Raw genomic sequence first — 19,424 nt, 5'->3', positions numbered from 1 at the left:
GATGGAACGAGAACGCAAGCCCGGCGTAGCCCGCCGATTGATGCGCTACGCGATGCTGTACAAGGCGCGAATCGTCATCGCCCTTCTGCTGCTGTGCGGGGCGGTGGGGACGCAGCTCGCCGGCCCCTATATCGCGAAAGTGATTATCGACGGCCATCTGCTGTCCATATCGAAAAGCTGGTACGAGACGGCGCCGTCGGCGGTACCCGAAGGTACCGCGTTCGTCGACATTCGCGGCAAAGCGTACGTCCGGGAAGATTGGACGAACGGCACGGAGCCCGGGGCGGATTGGAGACGCGTGGCGATTCGTCAGGAAGGGACGTCGTTCGTTCTGGAAGACGGCTCCGTCCCCGGCGGAACGCGGCTGACGAACGACGAGGTGCTGGCGCTGTACAGCCGCGAGTTCGCGCCGATCGTCCGGCTGCTCGTCCTGTACGTCGGACTGCTCGCACTGTCGGGGCTGCTCACGTTCGCACAGTCGTACATGCTCCAGACGACCGCGCTCACGATCATCCGGCAAATGCGCACCGACGTCATGACGCACATTCACCGCATCTCGGTCCGCTACTTCGACAATACGCCGGTCGGACAGGTCGTCTCCCGCATCGCGAACGATACGGAGGCGATCCGCGATCTGTTCATGAGCTTCATGGCGACGTTCGTCGTAAGCGGCGTCAACCTGATCGGCATTTACGTCGCGATCTTCCTGCTTGACGTCCGGCTCGCGCTGTTCTGCCTGCTGCTCATTCCGTTTTTCGTCGTCGTCATGGCGATCCATCTGAAATATTCGAAAGGCTACGTCACGGTCATGAGGGCGCGGCTGAGCGACATGAACGCGATGCTGAACGAATCGATCAACGTCATGCCGATGATCCAGGCGTTCCGCCGGGAGAAGGACCGCGTCGCCGAGTTCGAGACGCTGAACGAGGACCGGTACGCGAACCAGCTCAAGCAGATGCGGCTTTTCTCGCTGTCGTCCCGGAACATCGTCGGCTTGACCGGCAGCTTGCTTACCGCGGGCGTCATCTGGTATTTCGGCGGACGGTCGCTCGAGACGGCGATTTCGTTCGGCGTGTTTTACGCCTTCATCGACTATTTGGGGCGCATTTTCCAGCCGATCATCGGCATCTTCGATCAGCTGACCAACGCCCAGCGCGCCATCGTCTCCGCGGAGCGCGTCTTCTCGCTGCTCGACCGGGAGGGGGCGCCGGTCGAGGACGAGTCGGCGCCCGATCGGCCTCGGCCGCAGGGCAACGTCAAGTTCGACGGCGTCTGGTTCGCCTACAACGGCGACGATTACGTGCTGCGCAACATCTCGCTCGAAGCGCGCAGGGGCGAGACGATCGCGCTCGTCGGCCATACCGGCTCCGGCAAAAGCTCGATCATGAACCTGCTGCTCGGCTTCTACGAGCCGACGCGCGGTACGATTACGATCGACGGCGAGGACGTGACGGCGATGCCGAAGCAGGCGCTGCGCCGGCATATGGGCATCGTGCTGCAGGATCCGTTCCTGTTCACGGGAGACATCAAGTTCAACGTCGGGCTGTACGAGGAACGGATCGATCCCGAGACGATCCGCAAGGCGCTGCGCGACGTCGGCGCGAGCGGCTTCGTCGAGAAGCTGCCGCACGGTTACGACGAGCCGGTCGTGGAGCGGGGCAACACGCTGTCGGCCGGCCAGCGCCAGCTCATCTCGTTCGCGCGGGCGCTAGCCTTCGACCCCGCGATTCTCATTCTCGACGAGGCGACCGCGAGCATCGACAGCGAGACGGAGGGCTTGATCCAGAACGCGCTCCGGGTACTTTGCGCCGGAAGGACGACGTTCGTCATCGCGCACCGGCTGTCGACGATCAAGGACGCGGACCGCATTCTCGTGCTTCATCGCGGCGAAATCGTCGAGAGCGGCAGCCACGACGAGCTGATGGCGCGGCAAGGCCGGTACTTCAACATGTATCGGCTGCAAAAAGGGGAGCCGGCTCCGGTTGCGCCGGCTTCCGCCTCCGACTCGACGCCCGGCGCCGCCGCGAATGCGACGTAGCCCGTCGCCCTCGGGATGTGCGGGTTTTGGTGTCGGCGGCTGCCGGAGGTAAGCGATTAACCGGGGCATTCTTATGAAAAAGCGTACAATTTTCGAAAAATCGGACCGAATTTTCGTCTTCCGCGACTATGATTTGCTCCCGCAAGTGTTATAATAGGAGAAACGATCATACGGGTGCTTGGGGGAGGCGCGGTTCTATGAAAACGACGATATACGATATTGCGAAGGCGGCGGGCGTGTCGATCGCGACCGTCTCCAAGGTCATCAACGAAACGGGGCGGATCAGCGCCGATACGCGGGAGCGCGTCCACGAGATCATGAAGGAGCTCGACTATCAGCCGAGCGTCGTTGCGTCGGCGTTGACCGGTAAAAGCACGTTCTCGATCGGTCTGCTCATTCCCGATTTGGCGAACCCGTTTTTCGCGGAGCTCGCCCGAAGCGTGGAGGACCGCGGGCAGGAGCTGGGCTTCAACCTCGTCATGTGCAGCACGGACAACAATCCGAAGAAGGAAGCGTCGTACGTGACGCTGCTGAAGCAGAAGCGGGTCGACGGCATCATCATCGCGACGGGACTAAGCGACGAGACGATCTTGAAAGGGCTGATCGATCAAAAAATTCCGCTCGCGTTCGTCGCGCGGGATATGCCCTCGGTCGTATCGGACAGCGTTTTGATCGACGATTTCATGGGCGGCTATTTGGGCGCGTCCCATCTGGTCAGTCTCGGCCACCGCCGCATCGCGATTTTGTCCGACGACTTGGCCCAACGGAGCGGCAGCGAACGGATCCGCGGTTACCGGCACGCCCTCGAGGAAGCCGGCATCGCCTTCGAGCCGGACTACGTCGCGGAGAGCGCCTCCTCGCCGGACGCGGGCAAGCGCCGCACGTTCGAGCTGCTCGACTCGGAGAAGCCGCCGACGGCGATATTCGCCTTCAACGACTTGCTGGCTATCGGCGTCGTGCAGGCGGCGAAGGAGCGGAGGCTGTCGATCCCGTGGGATTTGTCGGTCGTCGGGTTCGACAATACGATATTGGCCGGCATCGTCGATCCGCCGCTCACGTCGGTATCGCAGCCGATTCCCGACATCGGCCGGCAAGTAATGGATGTGCTGATCGGCGCCATTCGCGACCGGAAGCAGGCGAAGGAGCGGATCGTGCTCAAGCCCGAGCTGATCGTCCGCGAATCGACCGCTTTTCCGCGCATGGTGTAATCGGGGGCGAACGAGACGTACGGGAATATACAGAGAAAGACCGCCCTCGCCGGCGGTCTTTCTGGCGTTCTGACAGAGGCTTGCGCAGCTGATGCATGCTGGAGGCGTTCGGACCTCCCTGTACGAAGGCTGGATAGCAGCCCAAAGTTTTGGCGCGGCACAATCGCTATGACCGACGAAAGCCGGGCGCCTTCCGGCAGGGCGATTTGCCGGAGAGCGAATACAATCCCAGTCCGTTTTCGGCGGTCGTCATCGCTTCCTTTTCTCGGAAACCGGCAGGAGTCAGCGAATCATCCGTTTCGCGGCTCGGCTTACTTCGCTTTCCGGCCTTGCGCCATCATCTCGATCGCTTGGCCGATCCGGCGGATACGGGTTTCATCCTTTTTCGCCGATACGATCCACTCGACGTATTCCTTCCTGTGCGAGTACGACAGCTTGACGAAGAAGGCGGCCGCCGCCTCATTGGCGTCCAGCGCGGCCAGCAAGTCGCCGGGCACGTCGACGGTGCGCTCGTCAAGATCCGCCTCGAGCTCCACCCGGACGACGTCCCCCGCCGTTACGCCGGCTTCCTCGCGGACCGACCGGTTGACGACCAAATAATGCGTGCCGTCTCCGTTCGGCATCAGCGAGCCGCGCAGCGGAACGCCGTTGACCGTCCCCTTCACCTTGAATTGGCCTTTTGTGCCGTACGCCTGCTCGACGCTGAACGGGACCTTGACGTAGGTCCACGTGCCGGTGCCTTCGGGGCGGATGAGAACCGCTTCGAATGGGCGCATATATTCGTTCCTTTCCATGTAAAGATCGGGACAACCGTACGAAAAGTATAGCATAAATCATGCGCCCGGAGCTCCGAATCCGCGGGGGAGGCGCAACCGATCGTCGCGGGAATAACGGGAAAAGCCGACGGATCGTTTCCGTCGGCTTCGTCCTCGCTAGGCGGCATTCGTGTCCGTCGAGGTACGGCTTCAGTGGAGCCAAGACGTTTCGTCTTTTTTCTTCCGGGCGGACTTCGCTTTTTTGACCAGCTTCGGCAAATGCTTGATGCTTCGCACCATCGCTCCTTTGCAAAGCGGACAGGCGGGCGACGCCGAATCGGCCAGCTCTTCGCGCACCCACGCTTTGCATTCGGCGTTGCGGCACCGCCAAATCGGTACCGGGGCGACCTCCGGCTTCGGGACGTCCATTTCCGTCTCCATTGGATCGAACACCTCCCGCCCTACAGCATCCCCAAAACGGATCGGGATCATCCGATGCGGGCAGACATCCGCAGCGGAATATGATACAATACGATAAGAACATTTGTTTTCATACAGGAGGCCTGGCATGGCGATCCGGTTTATATTGGGCCGTTCCGGCAGCGGCAAGACGAGCCGCTGTCTCGACGATATCAGAGAGTTGCTGCGGAGGGAGCCCGATGGCCCTCCGCTTGTTTTGCTCGTGCCCGAGCAGGCGACGTTCCAGGCGGAGCATGCGCTCGTCTCGACGCCCGGACTCGGCGGCACGATTCGCGCGCAGGTGCTCAGCTTCCGCCGGCTGGCGTTCCGCATCATGCAGGAGGCGGGAGGCACGGCGCGCGTCCATATCGACGACAGCGGCAAAAAGATGCTGCTGTACGAGCTGCTGCACCGTTACGCGGACGAGCTGGCCGAATTTCGCGCGAGTTCCGACCAGATGGGCTTCATCGACCGGCTGAACCGGATGTACGGCGAATTCCGGCGGTACTGTATAACGCCCGAACGCCTCGAGCAATTCGTCCGCGGTGCGGAGCGGTCCGACGACCCGGCGAACGGAGCCGGCCTGCCGATCGGCAAGCTGAACGATTTGCTGTTCGTCTACAAGCGGTTCGAGGAGCGATTATCGAACCATTATATCGATTCGGAGCATTTGCTGACGAAGCTCGCGGAGCTGCTGCCCGCATCGGCTTATGCGCGCGAAGCCCGCGTCTGGATCGACGGCTTTTACGGGTTTACGCCGCAGGAGATGCAGGTGATCGGCGAGCTCATGACGTGCAGCCGGGACGTTGCGGTCAGCCTGTGCGTCGACCGCGACTACGGGGCGTCGGACGTGCCGGACGAGCTCGATCTGTTCCACCCGACGGCGCGTACGCTCGTCCGGCTGAAGCGGATCGCGGAGGAGCGCGGGGCGGCCGTAGAGCCGTCCGTGACGCTCACAGGCACGCCGCCGCGGTTTGCGCGAAGCCCGAAGCTCGCGCACGTGGAACGGTCGCTCGAATTTCGCGGCGCCAAGCCGTTCGGAGGCGGCGTGTCGGGGCCGGGCGGCACCGCGGAGATCAAGCTGGTCGCGGCGGTCAACCGGCGCGCCGAGGCGGAGGGCGTCGCACGGGAAATCGTCCGGCTCGTCCGCGACGAAGGGTGCCGCTGGCGCGACGTCGCCGTGACCGTGCGCAACCCGGAAAGCTATGCCGATCTGCTCGCCGTGACGTTCGCCGACTACGGCATTCCGTTCTTCCTCGATAAGAAACGATCGGTGCTTCACCACCCCGTCGTCGAGCTGATCCGTTCCGGGCTCGAGGTCGCGGCGGGCAACTGGCGCAACGACGCCGTGTTCCGCTGCGTGAAGACGGATCTGCTGTTCCCGCTCGTGCGCGACGACGACGCGGCATCGTCCGCAGCCCGTACGGCCCGGCTGCGCGACGCGATGTGCCGGCTCGAAAACTACGTTCTCGCCGCCGGCATCCAAGGCTCGCGCTGGACCGAGACGCGCGACTGGACGTACCGCGTCGGCTCGATGCTCGATGACGTGCAGGAAGAGTCGGGGAGCGCGGACGAACGGTTTTACGCCGAGATGAACCGGCTGCGCCGCATCGTCGTCAAGCCGCTGGCGGCGCTCGAAGAAGGGCTGCGCGAGGCGGATTCGGTTCGCGGCATGGCGGAGGCGCTGTACCGGTTCCTCGAATCGGTCGACGCGCCGGCGAAGCTGGAGCGGTGGAGCCGGGAATGTCTCGCCGACGGCCGGCCCGAGCAGGCGCGCGAGCATGCGCAGGTATGGGGCAGCGTCGTCGATCTGCTCGACCAGATCGTCGAGGTGCTGGGCGACGAGACGCTGTCGCTCGAACGGTTCGCCGGCCTCGTCGACGCCGGCCTGGAAAGCGTCCGGCTCGGCCTCGTGCCGCCGTCGCTCGACCAAGTGCTCGTCGGCACGATGGACCGGACGCGATCCGGCGCCGTCCGGCACATGTTCGTGCTCGGGGCGAACGACGGCGTCTTGCCGGCGAAGCCGGAGGAGGACGGCGTCTTGTCGGAGCCCGAGCGCGAGCGGCTGACGGAGGCCGGGCTGGAGCTGGCGGAAGGGAGCCGGCGCAAGCTGCTGGACGAGCCGTTCCTGCTGTACGCCGCGCTGACGACGCCGTCCGATTCGCTCTGGATCAGCTATCCGCTCGCCGACGAGGAAGGCAAGTCGCTGCTGCCGTCGGAAATCGTGAAGCGGTTCAAAACGATGTTCCCGACGGTCAAGGAACGGCTGCTCGCGACCGATCCGCCGGTGGGAGAACAAGCGCCCGGCGAAGATCCGTACGAATACGCGGTCCGTCCGGACAAGGCGCTGTCGCATTTGGCGGTGCAGCTGCGCCAATGGATGCGCGGCGTCCCGATCGCGGAGTCGTGGTGGGACGTCTACAACTGGATGTGCGCGAGACCGGCATGGCGGGAACGGCTTCGCCGTACGCTGCGCTCGCTGCTGTTCACGAACCGCGAGGAGCCTTTGCCCGCGCCGCTCAGCCGGGAGCTGTACGGCGAGCTGCTGCGGGCGAGCGTGTCGCGGATGGAGCGGTTCGTCGCTTGCCCGTTCTCGCAGTTCGCGTCGCACGGGCTGCGTCTGGCGGAGCGCCGCGTGTACCGGCTCGACGCGCCGGACATCGGCCAGCTGTTCCACGCCGCGCTCAGCCGGATCGCGCTCGAGCTTCAGCGCGAAGGCGTCGACTGGGGCGCGCTGTCGGCGGACGAATGCTTCGAGCGGGCGTCGCGGGTCGTGGACGAGCTGGCGCCGCGGCTGCAGGGCGAAATCTTGCTCAGCTCGAAGCGGTACGGCTATATCGCCCGCAAGCTGAAGCAAATCGTCGGCCGGGCCAGCGTTGTGCTCGGCGTTCACGCCCGGCGCGGCGAATTCGTGCCGATCGGCCTCGAGGTCGGCTTCGGTCCGGACCAGCCGCTGCCGCCGCTCGAGTTCGAGCTCGACAACGGCTGCCGGATGCAGATCGTCGGCCGGATCGACCGCGTCGACCGGGCCGACAGCGAGAAGGGCGTGCTGCTGCGCGTCATCGATTACAAGTCGAGCGACACGTCGCTCCGGCTGGCCGAAGTGTTTTACGGCATGTCGCTGCAGATGCTGACGTATCTCGACGTCGTCCTGACGCACGCGGAGCGGTGGATCGGCGCGAAAGCGACGCCGGCCGGCGTCCTGTACTTCCACGTGCACAATCCGCTGCTCGTCCGCAAAAACGCGCTGTCTCCGGAGGAGGCGGCCGCGCAAATGCTGAAGCGGTTCAAAATGAAAGGGCTCGTCCTCGAGGATGCGGAGACGGTCCGGCTCATGGACGGCTCGCTGCGGGAGCGAAGCGGCCATTCGGAGCTCGTCCCGGTCGCGCTCAAAACGGACGGCGGCTTCCAGAAGGTGTCGTCGGTCGTCACCGAGCCGCAGTGGGACAAGCTTCGAGGGTTCGTGCGGAAGACGATCCGGCGGATCGGCGAGGAGATTACGGACGGGTGCGTCGACATACGGCCGTTCCGGATGGGGCCGAAGCTCGCCTGCACGTTTTGCCCGTACAAGCCGGTTTGCCAGTTCGAGCCGCTGTTCGAAGGAAACGATTACCGGAAGCTGCACCGGATCGACAAGGATACGGTTTGGCAGACGATCGGCGAAGCGGCTCCGGCTTCCGAAGCCCATAATAGCGACGCCTAGCGAGGACAGGGAGGATAACCGCGCATGACGAACGACGATACGTACATATCCGGAGCGCGTCCGCCCCGGACGCCCAAGCCGGAAGGCAGCAGCTGGACCGACGAGCAGTGGGAGGCGGTTCGCCTCCGCGGGTCGGACATCCTCGTGGCGGCTGCCGCCGGCTCGGGCAAGACGGCGGTGCTCGTGGAGCGGATCATCCGCCGCATTACGGACGAGCGCGACCCGGTCGACGTCGACCGGCTGCTCGTGGCGACGTTCACGAACGCGGCCGCCGGCGAGATGAGGCAGCGAATCCGCGAAGCGATCGAGAAGAAGCTGCTGGAGCAGCCCGGCTCGGACCATTTGCGCCGGCAAATCGCGCTCATTCCCCGCGCCTCGATCACGACGCTGCACTCGTTCTGCCTCGACGTCATCCGCCGCCATCATCAGCGCATCCGGCTCGATCCGGCGTTCCGCATCGCGAACGAGACGGAAGCGGAGCTGATGCGGCAAGACATTTTGAGCGACTTGCTCGAGGAGCACTATGCGAAGGGCGGGGAGCACGACGAGTTTTGGCGGCTCGCCGACGCCTTCGGGGGCGAGCGCGGAGACGACGCGCTGTTCCGGCTCATCCAGCAGCTGTACGATTATTCGCGGAGCCATCCGTGGCCCGATCGCTGGCTGCTCGACACGGCGGCCCGCTTCGATGCCGGGGCGGTCGACGCCGAGACGGCCGGGGAAGTCGCCAATCCATGGCTCGCTACGCTGGTCGCGGACGTGAAGATGGAGCTGCAGGGGATGCAGGGCGTCCTTGCGGAGGCGCTGCGGCTGACCGGCATGCCGGGCGGGCCGGCTCCGTACGCGGCGAACGTGAAGGACGATCTCGAGCAGATCGGAGCGGCTCTGCTCGCGGCGGACGTGTCGTGGGAGGCGCTGTTCGAAGCGTTCCGGGCGACGACGTTCGGCAAGCTGAACGCTTGCCGCGGATCCGACTACGACAAGGAGCTGCAGGAGCAGACGAAGCAGCTGCGCGACCGGGTCAAGAAGCGGTTCGGCGACATCCGCGAGGAGCTGTTCGAGCGGACGCCGGAGCAGTACGCGGCGGAGCTCGCGGCGATGGCGCCGATCGTCCGGAAGCTGGCGGAAATCGTCATCGAGTTCGGGGACCGGTACCGGGTGAAAAAAGCGGCCAAAGGACTCGTCGATTTCGCCGATCTGGAGCATTACTGCCTGGACATTCTTCGCGCGCCCGATTCGGAGCCGGGGACGCTCGTCCCGTCGGAGGCGGCCGAGCAGTACCGCGAACAGTTCGCGGAAATTTTGCTCGACGAATACCAGGACACGAACTCGGTCCAGGAAGCGATCGTCGCGCTCATCTCGCGTCCCGCTCCGGGCAACCGGTTTATGGTCGGCGACGTGAAGCAGAGCATTTACCGGTTCCGTCTCGCGGAGCCCGGCTTGTTCATGGCGAAGTACCGCGCGTTCGAGCCGTCGTCGGAAGACGACCCGACCGGAGGGCGCAAAATCGACCTCGCCCGCAACTTCCGCAGCCGCCGGCAAATCGTCGACGGCGTCAACTTCGTGTTCAAGCAGGTCATGACGGAGCGGGTCGGGGAAATGGAGTACGACGAGGCGGCCCGGCTCGTCTGCGGCGCTTCGTACCCGGACAGCCCCGAAGACCTTGCGGTGGAGCTGGTGCTGATCGATCGGGGGAATGCGGCGGCGGACGACGACGGAGAGGAGGCTGCAGCCGCCTCGTACGACGGCGATGAGACGGACGAAGCGCCGGAGTCGGCGGAAGCGAGCCGGTCGAGCTTGGAGCAGGAGGAGCAGCAGGCGGAGACGGCGCAGCTCGAAGCGCGCTTCATCGCCGCGCAAATCCGGCGTCTGACCGGTATGGACGGGGAGAAGCCGTTCCTCGTGCACGACCGCGGTACGGGAGGGCTTCGGCCGGCCGTTTACCGCGATTTCGTCATCTTGCTCCGCTCGACGTCGCAATGGGCGCCGGTATTCATGGACGAGCTGCGGGCGGCGGGCATTCCCGCCTACGCCGACTTGAGCGCGGGCTACTTCTCGGCGACGGAAGTGGAAACGATGCTGTCGCTGCTGCAAATTATCGACAATCCGTATCAGGACATTCCGCTCGCGGCCGTTCTCCGCTCCCCGATGTTCGGGCTGACGGCGGCGGAGCTGGCGATGGTGCGCGTCCGCTCCAAGCGCAAGCCGTACTACGAAGCCGTTTTGGCGTTCGCCGGGGCTGAAGAGACCGATCCTGAAACGGCGGGCTCGGCGAACGGAACGACCGGCGAAGCGCCGGAGCTTCGCGACAAGCTGGCGCGGTTTCTCGCGAAGCTGGACGGATGGCGCACCGATGCGCGCAACGGCTCGCTCGCGGAGCTGATCTGGACGATTTACCGCGATACCGGCTTTTACGATTTCGTCGGCGGCATGCCCGGCGGACTGCAGCGCCAGGCGAATTTGCGCGCGCTGTACGACCGGGCCCGCCAGTACGAGTCGACCTCGTTCCGGGGACTGTTCCGGTTTTTGCGCTTCGTCGAACGGATGCGCGACAGCGGCGCCGACCTCGGAGCGGCCCGGGCGCTCGGCGAGCAGGAGGACGTCGTCCGGATCATGTCGATCCACAAAAGCAAAGGGCTCGAGTTCCCGATCGTCTATGTGGCCGCACTCGGCAAGACGTTCAACCAGACGGATCTGTACGGCTCGTTCCTGCTCCACAAGGAGCTCGGCTTCGGGCCGATGTACGTCGATCCCGACACCCGCGTCGCCTGTCCGACGCTTCCGATGCTCGCCATCCGGCGGCGGATGAAGATGGAGACGATCGCGGAGGAGCTTCGCGTCCTTTATGTCGCGCTTACCCGGCCGAAGGAAAAAATGGTGCTCGTCGGCACGGTCAAGTCGATGGAGAAATCGGCGCAGGCGTGGAGCCGCATGCGCGACGAGCCCGGCTGGCAGCTGCCCGCCTACGAGATGGCGAAGGCGCGCTGCTACTTGGATTGGCTCGGGCCGGCGCTCATCCGCCATCCGCAGGCGCGAGCGCTGCGCGATTGGAGCGGCGGCGCGGACGCGTATCGCGTGCCCGCGGCGCTGGCGGACGAGCCGTCGCAATGGCGGGTCGGCGTCGTCCCGTCGATCGGCTTCGCCCAAGCGGCCGCCGCCGTCGAGGTGCGCTTCGCGGACGAACGGATGGAGGCGGTCGCCCAGCTCGAGCCGGTGCCGCCCGCAACGGGGCGCGACGCCGCAGCCGGAGGCGCGGCCGCCGTTCTCGACCGGCGCTTCGAATGGTCGTACCGGTACGGACAGGCGTCGGCGCTGTTCTCGAAAACGTCGGTGTCCGAGCTGAAGCGGCTCGCCGAGCGAACGTTCGGACGGGACGACGGGGAGGCGGCCGCATGGCCGGTTCTCGAGTCGCCGGCCTCCCCGGCGGACGAGCCGCAAAGCTCGCGTCCGTCGCAGGCGCCGCTGCTCGGCTTGACCCGCCGGCCGCAGTTTCTCGGCAAGCGGGAGATGACGGCGGCGGAGCGGGGGACGGCTTATCATGCCGTCATGCAGCATGTGCCGCTGCACGGCGACGTGACCGAAGAGACGGTGCGGGCGACGGTCGACGCGATGGTCGCCCGCCAACTGCTGCCGGACGAGCATCGCGATGCGATCGACGCGGCCGTCGTCGCTTCGTTTTTCTGCGAGGAGGTAGGGAGAAGGCTGCTTCGCGCCGATAACGTATACCGCGAAGTGCCGTTTAGCTACGGCTTGCCGGCGGAGGACGTATATCCGGAGGCCGACGAGGCGGTGCGGGGCGAGACGGTGCTCGTGCAAGGGGTGATCGACTGTCTGTTCGAGGAAAACGGCGAGCTCGTGCTCCTCGATTACAAGACGGACGCCGTGTACGGCAATCGGCTGGAGACGCTGAAGGAGCGTTACGGCGTGCAGCTCTCGCTGTACGCGAAGGCGATCGGAGACATTTGGCGGAGGCCGGTAAAGGAGAAGGTGCTGTTTTTCTTCGACGGGCCTCATATCGTAACGCTGGAATAGGGCAAGCTGATAGGAAAGAAGCTCACGCGATTCGCGTGAGACGAGGGGAAATGAACCGATGAATTCCGTATCACCGTCCGCGGGCGGACGCGGGTCCGATTCCGGCAAACGGACGGCGCTGCTCGTCGTGCTGTTCGTGCTGATCGCCGTGATCGGTCTCACCTATGTGAAATGGTGGCCGTATTATCAAAAAGCGATCAAGGCCGCAACCCAGCACTCGATCGGCTCCTCGATCGTCGCCGGCAAGGAAGGGGCGGCGCCGCCCCCGTCCTGGCAGGCGGCCTGGGATTACGCGAAATCGTATTACAAAGCGGTTTGGCAAGCGGCCGTACTCGGCATCGTGCTCGGCTCGCTCGTGCAGGTGCTGATCCCAAGGCAATGGCTTCTGCGCGTCCTCGGGCGGACGACGTTCGGCAGCACGCTGGCCGGCGGCATCGCTTCGCTGCCGGGCATGATGTGCACGTGCTGCGCCGCGCCGCTTGCCGTCGGCCTTCGCAAGCAGCGGGTGTCGGTCGGCGCGGCGCTGGCGTTTTGGCTCGGCAATCCGGTGCTCAACCCGGCGACGCTCATCTTCATGACGTTCGTGCTGTCGTGGAAGTTTACGCTGCTCCGCATCGGCTTCGGCCTGCTGCTCGTGTTCGGCGTCAGCTATTTCGCCAACCGTTTCGCTCGCGGCGAACGAGTGCCGGACGAGCTGCTGCCGGAACGCGACGCCCCCCAGGAGGAGCGGAGACCGCTTGCGGTGCGCTGGCTGCGTGCGATCGGAGCGATGGCGGTAAGCGTCGTGCCCGCCTACGTCGTCGCCGTGCTCGTCCTGGGCGCGGCGCGCGCCTGGCTGTTCCCGGCGGTCGGCGAAGCGAACGCGAACGGCGTGCTCGCGATCGTCGGCTTTTCCGTCGCGGGCATGCTGTTCGTCATCCCGACGGCGGCGGAAATTCCGATCATCCAGTCGCTGCAATCGCTCGGCCTCGGAGCGGGACCGGCCGCGGCGCTCCTGCTGACGCTTCCGGCAGTCAGCCTGCCGTCGCTCCTTATGGTGGCCAAGGCGTTCCCGCCGCGCGTCATCGGCTTCGTCGCCGCTTCGGTCGTCGTCGGGGGCGTCGCCTGCGGCTTGGCCGGCTGGATCTTCCTGTAATGAACGAAAGCGGCAGCACGGACGCCTATCGTCCCGAGCTGCCGCTTTCGCGTTCCGTAACGCCGCAACGGCGCTGTCGCCAGGCGCGAATTTCCCGCATCGGCGCCGACAAGCTTCAAGCCCGATCGGCAAGCAGCGATCGGATGGCGGGCTCGATGTCGTCCGGCTCCGTCGTCGTTTCGTACCGGCCGGCTACGCGCCCGTCCCGGCCGATCAAAAACTTCGAGAAATTCCATTTGACCCCGTCCCCGGCATAAATGTCCGGGTATTTTTCTTTCAAAAACCATTCCATCTTCCGTTCCTCCGGGCTTTCCGGGTCGAAGCCCCGAAACGGCGCTTGCCGGGTCAAATACCGGAACAACGGATGAGCGGACGGTCCGCGCACCTCCGTCTTGGCGAACAACGGAAACGCGACGCCGAACGTTTGTTCGCAATACAGCCGAACAGCCGGTCCTTCGTCCGGTTCCTTGTCGTTGAACTGGTTGCACGGAAATCCGAGTATCGTGAAGCCCTGATCGCGATACGTGTCGTAAAGCCGCTGAAGGCCGGCGAATTGGCGGGAATAGGCGCACCGGCTCGCCGTATTGACGATCAGGAGCACGGCTCCGCGGTACGCAGACCATTCGACCGGCCGGCCGTCCATGCCGTTCACTTGAATATCGTAGATGGACACGGTTTCCTGTCCTCCTCTCCGGAATGTTCAAGTCCATCATACGGCGGCTCCTTTCATCAGTCCAATATATAGAGGGAATAGGATGAATAGGTATCGCCAATAAGCCAGAGGCACGACGGCCTTTCGGGCGTCCGCAGCGACAAAAAAATCCCCGGAGAGCCTGGCATCAGGCCCGTTCCGGGGATTTCCGCAGCATAGCGTACGCAGCGGCGAAGGCGGCTCAATTTTCCGGAGACAAGATCAGATCCGGCTCCGTCATGTTCAGCTTCAGCCATTCCTCGAACGTCTCGGGTGGCATCGGCTTGCCGAACAAGTAGCCTTGCGCTTCGTCGCAATGGTGCTGCTGCAAGTACAGGTATTGCTCCTCCGTCTCGACGCCCTCCGCGGTCACCTTCAGCTTGAGCGTCTTCGCCAGCACGATAATGGCGTTGACGATCGCGGCGTCGTCCGGGTCTTCGTGAATGCCGCTGATGAACGAGCGATCCACCTTGAGCGCGTCGATCGGAAACTTCTTCAAGTAGCTGAGCGACGAGTAGCCGGTGCCGAAGTCGTCGATCGAAATTTTGACGCCCATTTCCTTCAGCTCCCGCAGCATGAGAATGTTCCGGTTGACGTTCTGCATCGCGGCGCTTTCCGTAATTTCCAGCTCCAAATATTGCGGCTTCAACCCGGCTTGGCGCAAAATGCGGGCGATGACCGCCGGCAAATGCTGCTGGCGGAACTGCAGCGGCGACAGGTTGACGCTAACGGACAGCTCGTCCAAGCCGATGTCGTCGTCCTGCCATTTCTTGATCTGGGCGCAAGCCTTGCGCAGCACCTGCTCGCCGAGCTGGACGATCAGCCCGGTTTCCTCCGCAAGCGGGATGAAGTCTTTCGGCGGGACGACGCCGAGGGTCGGGTGCTGCCACCGGACGAGCGCCTCGACGCAGACGACTTTCTCCGATTTCGTATGGATGCGCGGCTGGTAGTAGACGAGCAGCTCGTCCCTCTCCAGCGCCTTGCGCAGCATCGCCTCCATGGCGAACCGCTCGATTTGCGCTTCCGTCTTCTCGGGTGCCATGTAATATTGGAAGTTGTTGCGCCCTTGCTGCTTCGCCCGGTACATCGCCGCTTCGGCGTTTTTCATCAGCGTATCGGCGGTCGTGCCGTGGTTCGGGTACAGCGCGATGCCGATGCTCGTCGTCGAATAAATTTCGTGCGGGCCGAGAAAAATCGCCTCGCCCATACTTTGGATGATCGCGTTGCACACCTGCGTCGCCTCGTCCGTGCTCGCCAGATGGGGGACGAGCAGCGCGAATTCGTCGCCGCCCATGCGCGCGAGCATGATGTCGTTGTCGATATGGGTTCGGATGCGCTCTGCAACCGTTTGCAGGAGAGAATCTCCCGTTTCGTGGCCCATCGTATCGTTGACATGCTTGAACTGGTCGAGATCGAGAAAAATGACGGCGAGCCCTTTTTGACGGGCGCTCCGCTTCGTCAAGGCGGCGGAGAGCCGGTCCTTGAACATTTCCCGGTTGGGCAGCTCGGTGAGCGGATCGTAGTACGCCATGCGCACCAGGTTGTCCGACGTTCGGCCGACGAGCACGATCAGGACGATCATCGCGAGCATGTTCATGACCGTATCGAGCGAGAACAGCGGGCCGCCCTGCACGAGCCGGAACAGCACGATCTCGCCGACGCCGAGCGCGCAAAGGACGAGCGCGGTCCGCTTGCCGAGCTCGGTCGCGTAGAGCGGAAGAAGGAAGAGCAGAAGCCATGTCGGACTGACCCCGGGAGACCAGTCGGGCAATATGTAGACGAGCGTCACGATCGCCATGTCGACGAGGACGATGGCGGCGAGACCCGGCATGCGCAGCAGCTGGCTCAAGTCCCGGACCGTAAACGCCCGGTGCAGCAAAAAGATCGTAAACAACAGCGACAACGCCGCAAGGGCGAGCAGCACGAACTGCTTTTGACTGACGAACAGGAGCAGCAGCACCACGGGGAATATGGAATGTCCGATGGCAAACACTTTGGCGTTTTTTTGGTTCATGCGGCGTGCTACACTCCTTGCGATGATTGGATCGACGATTACGCGTTCGTTACGTCGACGAAGGCGAGAAGCTCGTACCTTGTCGAATTTCTTCTCCAGTATACCTTATTTTCATGGGAGATTCTATGAAAAATCGTCTGATTTTGTCGGATTAACGAGAATCGGCGCAACGAGCGGGTCCAACGATCGATTGTGCGCACGGCCGGGCTTGGCGCATACGCCGGTTTCCATTGGCCGGGACGAAAGCTCCGAAGCATTCGGTAGCCCGGCGCGACAACCGGGTTCGGACGGTCGCGCGGGCCCGGTTATCGCGCCGGGCTGCTTCGTCGGAACAAAACCAAAACGGACCGAAAGCGCGAACGTTTCGCCTTTCGGTCCGTTTGTTCCTTATACCGTCGCCGGCTGGCGGACGTCCTTCAATATCGACTTCGCCACGGTGCGCGCGCTCGCGAAGGCGCGTTCGGCCAGCTCGCCCTTGCCGACGCAGCCGTCGCCGCAAAAGTAAAACGGCACGTTCTCGACCCGGTTCGGCAGCAGCTTGTTGGAGGCGATATTTTTGACGCTCGCGACCATCGCTTTTTTCGACACCCGCTTGACGGCGATCGCGTCGCGCCAACCCGGGTAATGCCGGTCGAACAGCTGCTCCATCTGCTCGGTGCGCTGCTCGAGATATTTTTTGCGCGCGTCCTCGTTCTCGAACTCGTCATGCAAGTAGGCGATGCCCTGCAGCAGCTGGCCGCCCTCCGGCACGAGCGTATGGTCGGTGGCCGACACGTCGCTGATGAACATCTTGTTGTTCATGTCGCTGATGTAAGAGAACGGGCGGGCGACGACCCGGCTCAAGCCGACGTCGTACACCATGACCTCGGTCGCGGTGTTCGATTCGTACGGGGCGAGGAACGGCTCCCATGCGGTTCCTTTCAGCAGCTTGATCACCTGCTGCACCGGCATCGCGAAGACGACGCGGTCGAAGGCGAGCTCGCGCGATTTCGACGTCAGCACGAACTTGCGATCCTCGTAGCGGATCGCGTCGATCCCTTCCTGGATGGCGATTTCCCACCGGCCGGACATGTCGATTTTCTCCCGGAGCTGGTTCGTGATGACGGCCCAGCTGCCGAGCACGTAGTTGACCGGCTTCATGGACAGAAACAGGTTATGGTAATATTCGCTGATGACCGCGCCCGATACCCGGCGGGCGTCCTCCGGCGTGATGAAGAAGTTGGAGCAGACGAGATGCTCCCACAGCTCCTTCAAGTCCTCGTCGGCGTTCGAATCGGCGAGGAAATCGCCCAGCGTGCGGTAATTTTTCATCTGATGGATGTTCGCCATGATCGCCGAAATTTCGCCGACGAAGCGGACCTTCTGCATCGTGCTCAGCAGCTCGGTTTTCATCAGGTTGACGAAGTCGAGCGGGGCGGGCGTAATTTGATCGTGCTTCTCGTACATGACCTTCCGCTTGTCGACCTGCTTGCTGCTGAACGACAAGCCGAGCTCCTTCTCGAGCGTCGTCAGCTTGTGGCGGTCGATGCCGTAGACGGCATGGGCGCCGTAGTTGAGCGTGAAGCCGGCCTTCTCGTACGTGAAGGCGCGGCCGCCAAGCTGCGGGCTTCGCTCGAACAGGACGCCTTCGACGCCCGGTTCCTCGGACAAATAGGCGGCCGCGGTCAAGCCGGCCAATCCGCCTCCGATGACGGCTATTTTCATGGGGGGTTCCTCCTTCGGGTTTGCGGAGACCGAGAGCGGTCCCGCCGGTTCGTTCGTGCGCAAGCCGGCCCACAGCAGGGCGAGCTCGGAGCGGATCATCCGCTCGAGATCGGCGCCCTCGCTCATGCACCATTTCAGGACGATGCCGGTATAGGCGCTGAGCAGCAGGCTCGCTTTTTCCGGGTCGGGCAGCCAGCGAAGCAGAGCGTTGTACAGGGCGTCCGTCTGCTCCCGGTATTTCCGGTTCAAGTTGTCGTTGTGAAGCGACAGCGCGGCCAAGCTGCGGTACAGCCTCGGGTACGCGCCGATGCCGGCCGCCAAATCGAGAAACAGCCGGTTGATATGGCTTTCGAGCGATTGCACTTGCGCCGGAGTCCGCTTCATCCACTGCTCGACGATGGCGAGCTGCCGTTCGCCGACTTCGGCGACGATGTCGTCCTTGCTATTGAAGTAATGGTAAAACGTGCCTTTGGATGTATGCGTTGCCGCAATGATATCGTCGACGGAGACGTTCTCGTACCCTTTCTCCATGAAAAGGCCGAGCGCCGTCTCGATGACGTGGTCGCGTTTTTTGCGGGTGGAGGGGCGCATCAAGTTCACCGGACATTCCTCCTGCAACCGATATGACTCCATTGTAGCGCAAAATAGACCGACAGTCTATCCGAAAATAGACTATCGGTCTACTTGTCTCGAGCCGCCGCCCGGCTTCCGCCGTCTACTGCCGCTTCGGCCTGTATTGGAGCGGTGAAAGGCCGGTCCACCGGCGGAACTGCCGCGAGAAATGGCTGAGCGAGCGAAAGCCGAGCTCGAGCGAGATGTCCTCGACCGTCCTGCCGGTCGTCACGAGCAAATGTTTCGCCCTCGTTTCGATCAACCGGCTGACGTAGCGGCGGGGAGAGACGCCGTACACTTTGGTGAATATTTTCGTGCATTGGCTGCGGCTAATATGCAGCTCGTCGGCGATCCGCGCGATCGAGTCGTCCGCCCCGGACGACGCCATCCGCTGCAGCCGCTCCTCGACCGCGTGGGCGATATCCGTCTCGAAGGCGGTGAACCCGGTTTTCCGGTCCGCTTCCGGCGAGACGGAGGCGGCAAGCGGCTCGGCTCCGGCCGAATCGGCGATTTCCCCGATGAGAAGCAGCACGTACGCCTGAAGCTCGAGCCGGCGGCCGGGGGAGAGGCGGGTCAGCGCGATTTTCTCCCTCATGCCGCCGGGCGTATCGACCAGCCCTTCGGTCAAGATCGTCTCGATGCGGCGAATATAGACCGGGAGTCCGGTGCGTTCGGCTTCGGCGCGGGTGAGCAGCCCGTAGTCCGAGCCGCTGAGCCGCTTGCGCAGCTCGGGGTCGTCGACGTCGAAATGAATGTTGAAAAACGAGTACGGCGTCTCCGACCGGTTGTCCGTCCGGTGCCGTACGCCGGATTTGATGCGCAGCCAATCGCCCTCGCGCAGCGGGAACGCGCGCCCGTTCACGTGCTGCTCGGCTTCTCCTCCGTAGCAGTACAGCAGCTCGAACAGGTGGTGGTGGTGGGTCGGGTACGACCAGCCCGGCGGCTTGACGCCGAAGCCGCACCCGGTCAGCTGCAGCGTGCTCGTCATGTTCGGAAAGTACATTTCGATGTCCATCCGTCTTCCGTCCTCCATCCTCCGTCCGAAGCTCGACCGATTCGGCGCTTTCCGTTTCCTA

At 63.8% G+C, this 19,424-nt stretch carries 11 protein-coding genes; 5 read left to right on the top strand and 6 right to left on the bottom strand.

The features are described from left to right. The first annotated feature begins 1 nt into the window (after nucleotide 1). Together DLM86_RS23035 and DLM86_RS23030 are read left to right on the top strand one after the other, a co-directional pair. Nucleotides 2-2,038, top strand: coding sequence for an ABC transporter ATP-binding protein (locus DLM86_RS23035; RefSeq protein WP_245954843.1), 2,037 nt, complete (start codon nucleotides 2-4; stop codon nucleotides 2,036-2,038). 197 nt (nucleotides 2,039-2,235) lie between these two features. Further along, complete coding sequence (locus DLM86_RS23030; RefSeq protein WP_110842424.1) at nucleotides 2,236-3,246, top strand: LacI family DNA-binding transcriptional regulator; 1,011 nt, start codon at nucleotides 2,236-2,238, stop codon at nucleotides 3,244-3,246. A 311-nt stretch (nucleotides 3,247-3,557) separates the two neighbouring features. On the opposite strand, the gene DLM86_RS23025 is transcribed toward DLM86_RS23030, so the two are convergent. Together DLM86_RS23025 and DLM86_RS23020 are read right to left on the bottom strand one after the other, a co-directional pair. Further along, the gene (locus DLM86_RS23025) at nucleotides 3,558-4,022 is read right to left on the bottom strand and encodes a YdeI/OmpD-associated family protein (RefSeq protein ID WP_158289623.1); all 465 of its coding nucleotides are present in this window, start codon (nucleotides 4,020-4,022) and stop codon (nucleotides 3,558-3,560) included. Between the two features lie 189 nt (nucleotides 4,023-4,211). Next, nucleotides 4,212-4,442 (bottom strand): cold-inducible protein YdjO-related protein, encoded by a 231-nt coding sequence (locus DLM86_RS23020; RefSeq protein WP_110842422.1) that lies wholly within the window; start codon nucleotides 4,440-4,442, stop codon nucleotides 4,212-4,214. Nucleotides 4,443-4,569: 127 nt separating this feature from the next. On the opposite strand from DLM86_RS23020, the gene addB reads away from it, so the two are divergent. Genes addB through DLM86_RS23005 form a run of 3 tightly spaced genes read left to right on the top strand, consistent with a single transcriptional unit; the run spans nucleotide 4,570 to nucleotide 13,327 of the window. Beyond that, nucleotides 4,570-8,163 carry a helicase-exonuclease AddAB subunit AddB gene (gene addB, locus DLM86_RS23015; RefSeq protein WP_110842421.1) on the top strand — a complete coding sequence of 1,198 codons (3,594 nt, stop codon included), beginning with the start codon at nucleotides 4,570-4,572 and terminating at the stop codon, nucleotides 8,161-8,163. A 24-nt stretch (nucleotides 8,164-8,187) separates the two neighbouring features. Then, nucleotides 8,188-12,192: a helicase-exonuclease AddAB subunit AddA gene (gene addA, locus DLM86_RS23010; protein WP_110842420.1), complete on the top strand. Its 4,005-nt coding sequence runs from the start codon at nucleotides 8,188-8,190 to the stop codon at nucleotides 12,190-12,192. A 58-nt stretch (nucleotides 12,193-12,250) separates the two neighbouring features. Beyond that, nucleotides 12,251-13,327, top strand: a complete 1,077-nt coding sequence (locus tag DLM86_RS23005) for a permease (protein ID WP_110842419.1) — start codon at nucleotides 12,251-12,253, stop codon at nucleotides 13,325-13,327. Between the two features lie 115 nt (nucleotides 13,328-13,442). Here DLM86_RS23005 and DLM86_RS23000 read toward each other — a convergent pair whose 3' ends face one another. From DLM86_RS23000 to DLM86_RS22985, 4 genes are all read right to left on the bottom strand, one after another. After that, entirely contained in the window at nucleotides 13,443-14,000 is a 558-nt protein-coding gene (locus tag DLM86_RS23000; protein WP_110842418.1) for a glutathione peroxidase, read from the bottom strand. Nucleotides 14,001-14,220: 220 nt separating this feature from the next. Further along, on the bottom strand, nucleotides 14,221-16,032 hold the full coding sequence (locus tag DLM86_RS22995; protein WP_110842417.1) for a putative bifunctional diguanylate cyclase/phosphodiesterase: 1,812 nt from the start codon (nucleotides 16,030-16,032) through the stop codon (nucleotides 14,221-14,223). A gap of 387 nt (nucleotides 16,033-16,419) precedes the next feature. Then, nucleotides 16,420-18,327: an FAD-dependent oxidoreductase gene (locus tag DLM86_RS22990; protein WP_211326577.1), complete on the bottom strand. Its 1,908-nt coding sequence runs from the start codon at nucleotides 18,325-18,327 to the stop codon at nucleotides 16,420-16,422. Nucleotides 18,328-18,451: 124 nt separating this feature from the next. Beyond that, the gene (locus tag DLM86_RS22985) at nucleotides 18,452-19,363 is read right to left on the bottom strand and encodes a helix-turn-helix domain-containing protein (protein ID WP_110842416.1); all 912 of its coding nucleotides are present in this window, start codon (nucleotides 19,361-19,363) and stop codon (nucleotides 18,452-18,454) included. Nucleotides 19,364-19,424: the final 61 nt, after the last annotated feature.

Origin of the sequence: Paenibacillus flagellatus (assembly GCF_003217775.1) — a bacterium.
Lineage (GTDB): Bacteria > Bacillota > Bacilli > Paenibacillales > NBRC-103111 > Paenibacillus_AB > Paenibacillus_AB flagellatus.
Note: the sequence above shows the minus strand (reverse complement) of the source record. Positions and strands in the feature narration are given on the sequence as shown.

Coding starts and splice junctions, on each gene's coding strand:
- DLM86_RS23005 (WP_110842419.1), top strand. CDS start 12,251: ATGAATTCCGTATCACCGTCCGCGGGCGGACGCGGGTCCGATTCCGGC.
- DLM86_RS23030 (WP_110842424.1), top strand. CDS start 2,236: ATGAAAACGACGATATACGATATTGCGAAGGCGGCGGGCGTGTCGATC.
- DLM86_RS22995 (WP_110842417.1), bottom strand. CDS start 16,032: ATGAACCAAAAAAACGCCAAAGTGTTTGCCATCGGACATTCCATATTC.
- addB (WP_110842421.1), top strand. CDS start 4,570: ATGGCGATCCGGTTTATATTGGGCCGTTCCGGCAGCGGCAAGACGAGC.
- addA (WP_110842420.1), top strand. CDS start 8,188: ATGACGAACGACGATACGTACATATCCGGAGCGCGTCCGCCCCGGACG.
- DLM86_RS23035 (WP_245954843.1), top strand. CDS start 2: ATGGAACGAGAACGCAAGCCCGGCGTAGCCCGCCGATTGATGCGCTAC.
- DLM86_RS23020 (WP_110842422.1), bottom strand. CDS start 4,442: ATGGAGACGGAAATGGACGTCCCGAAGCCGGAGGTCGCCCCGGTACCG.
- DLM86_RS22990 (WP_211326577.1), bottom strand. CDS start 18,327: ATGCGCCCCTCCACCCGCAAAAAACGCGACCACGTCATCGAGACGGCG.
- DLM86_RS22985 (WP_110842416.1), bottom strand. CDS start 19,363: ATGGACATCGAAATGTACTTTCCGAACATGACGAGCACGCTGCAGCTG.
- DLM86_RS23025 (WP_158289623.1), bottom strand. CDS start 4,022: ATGCGCCCATTCGAAGCGGTTCTCATCCGCCCCGAAGGCACCGGCACG.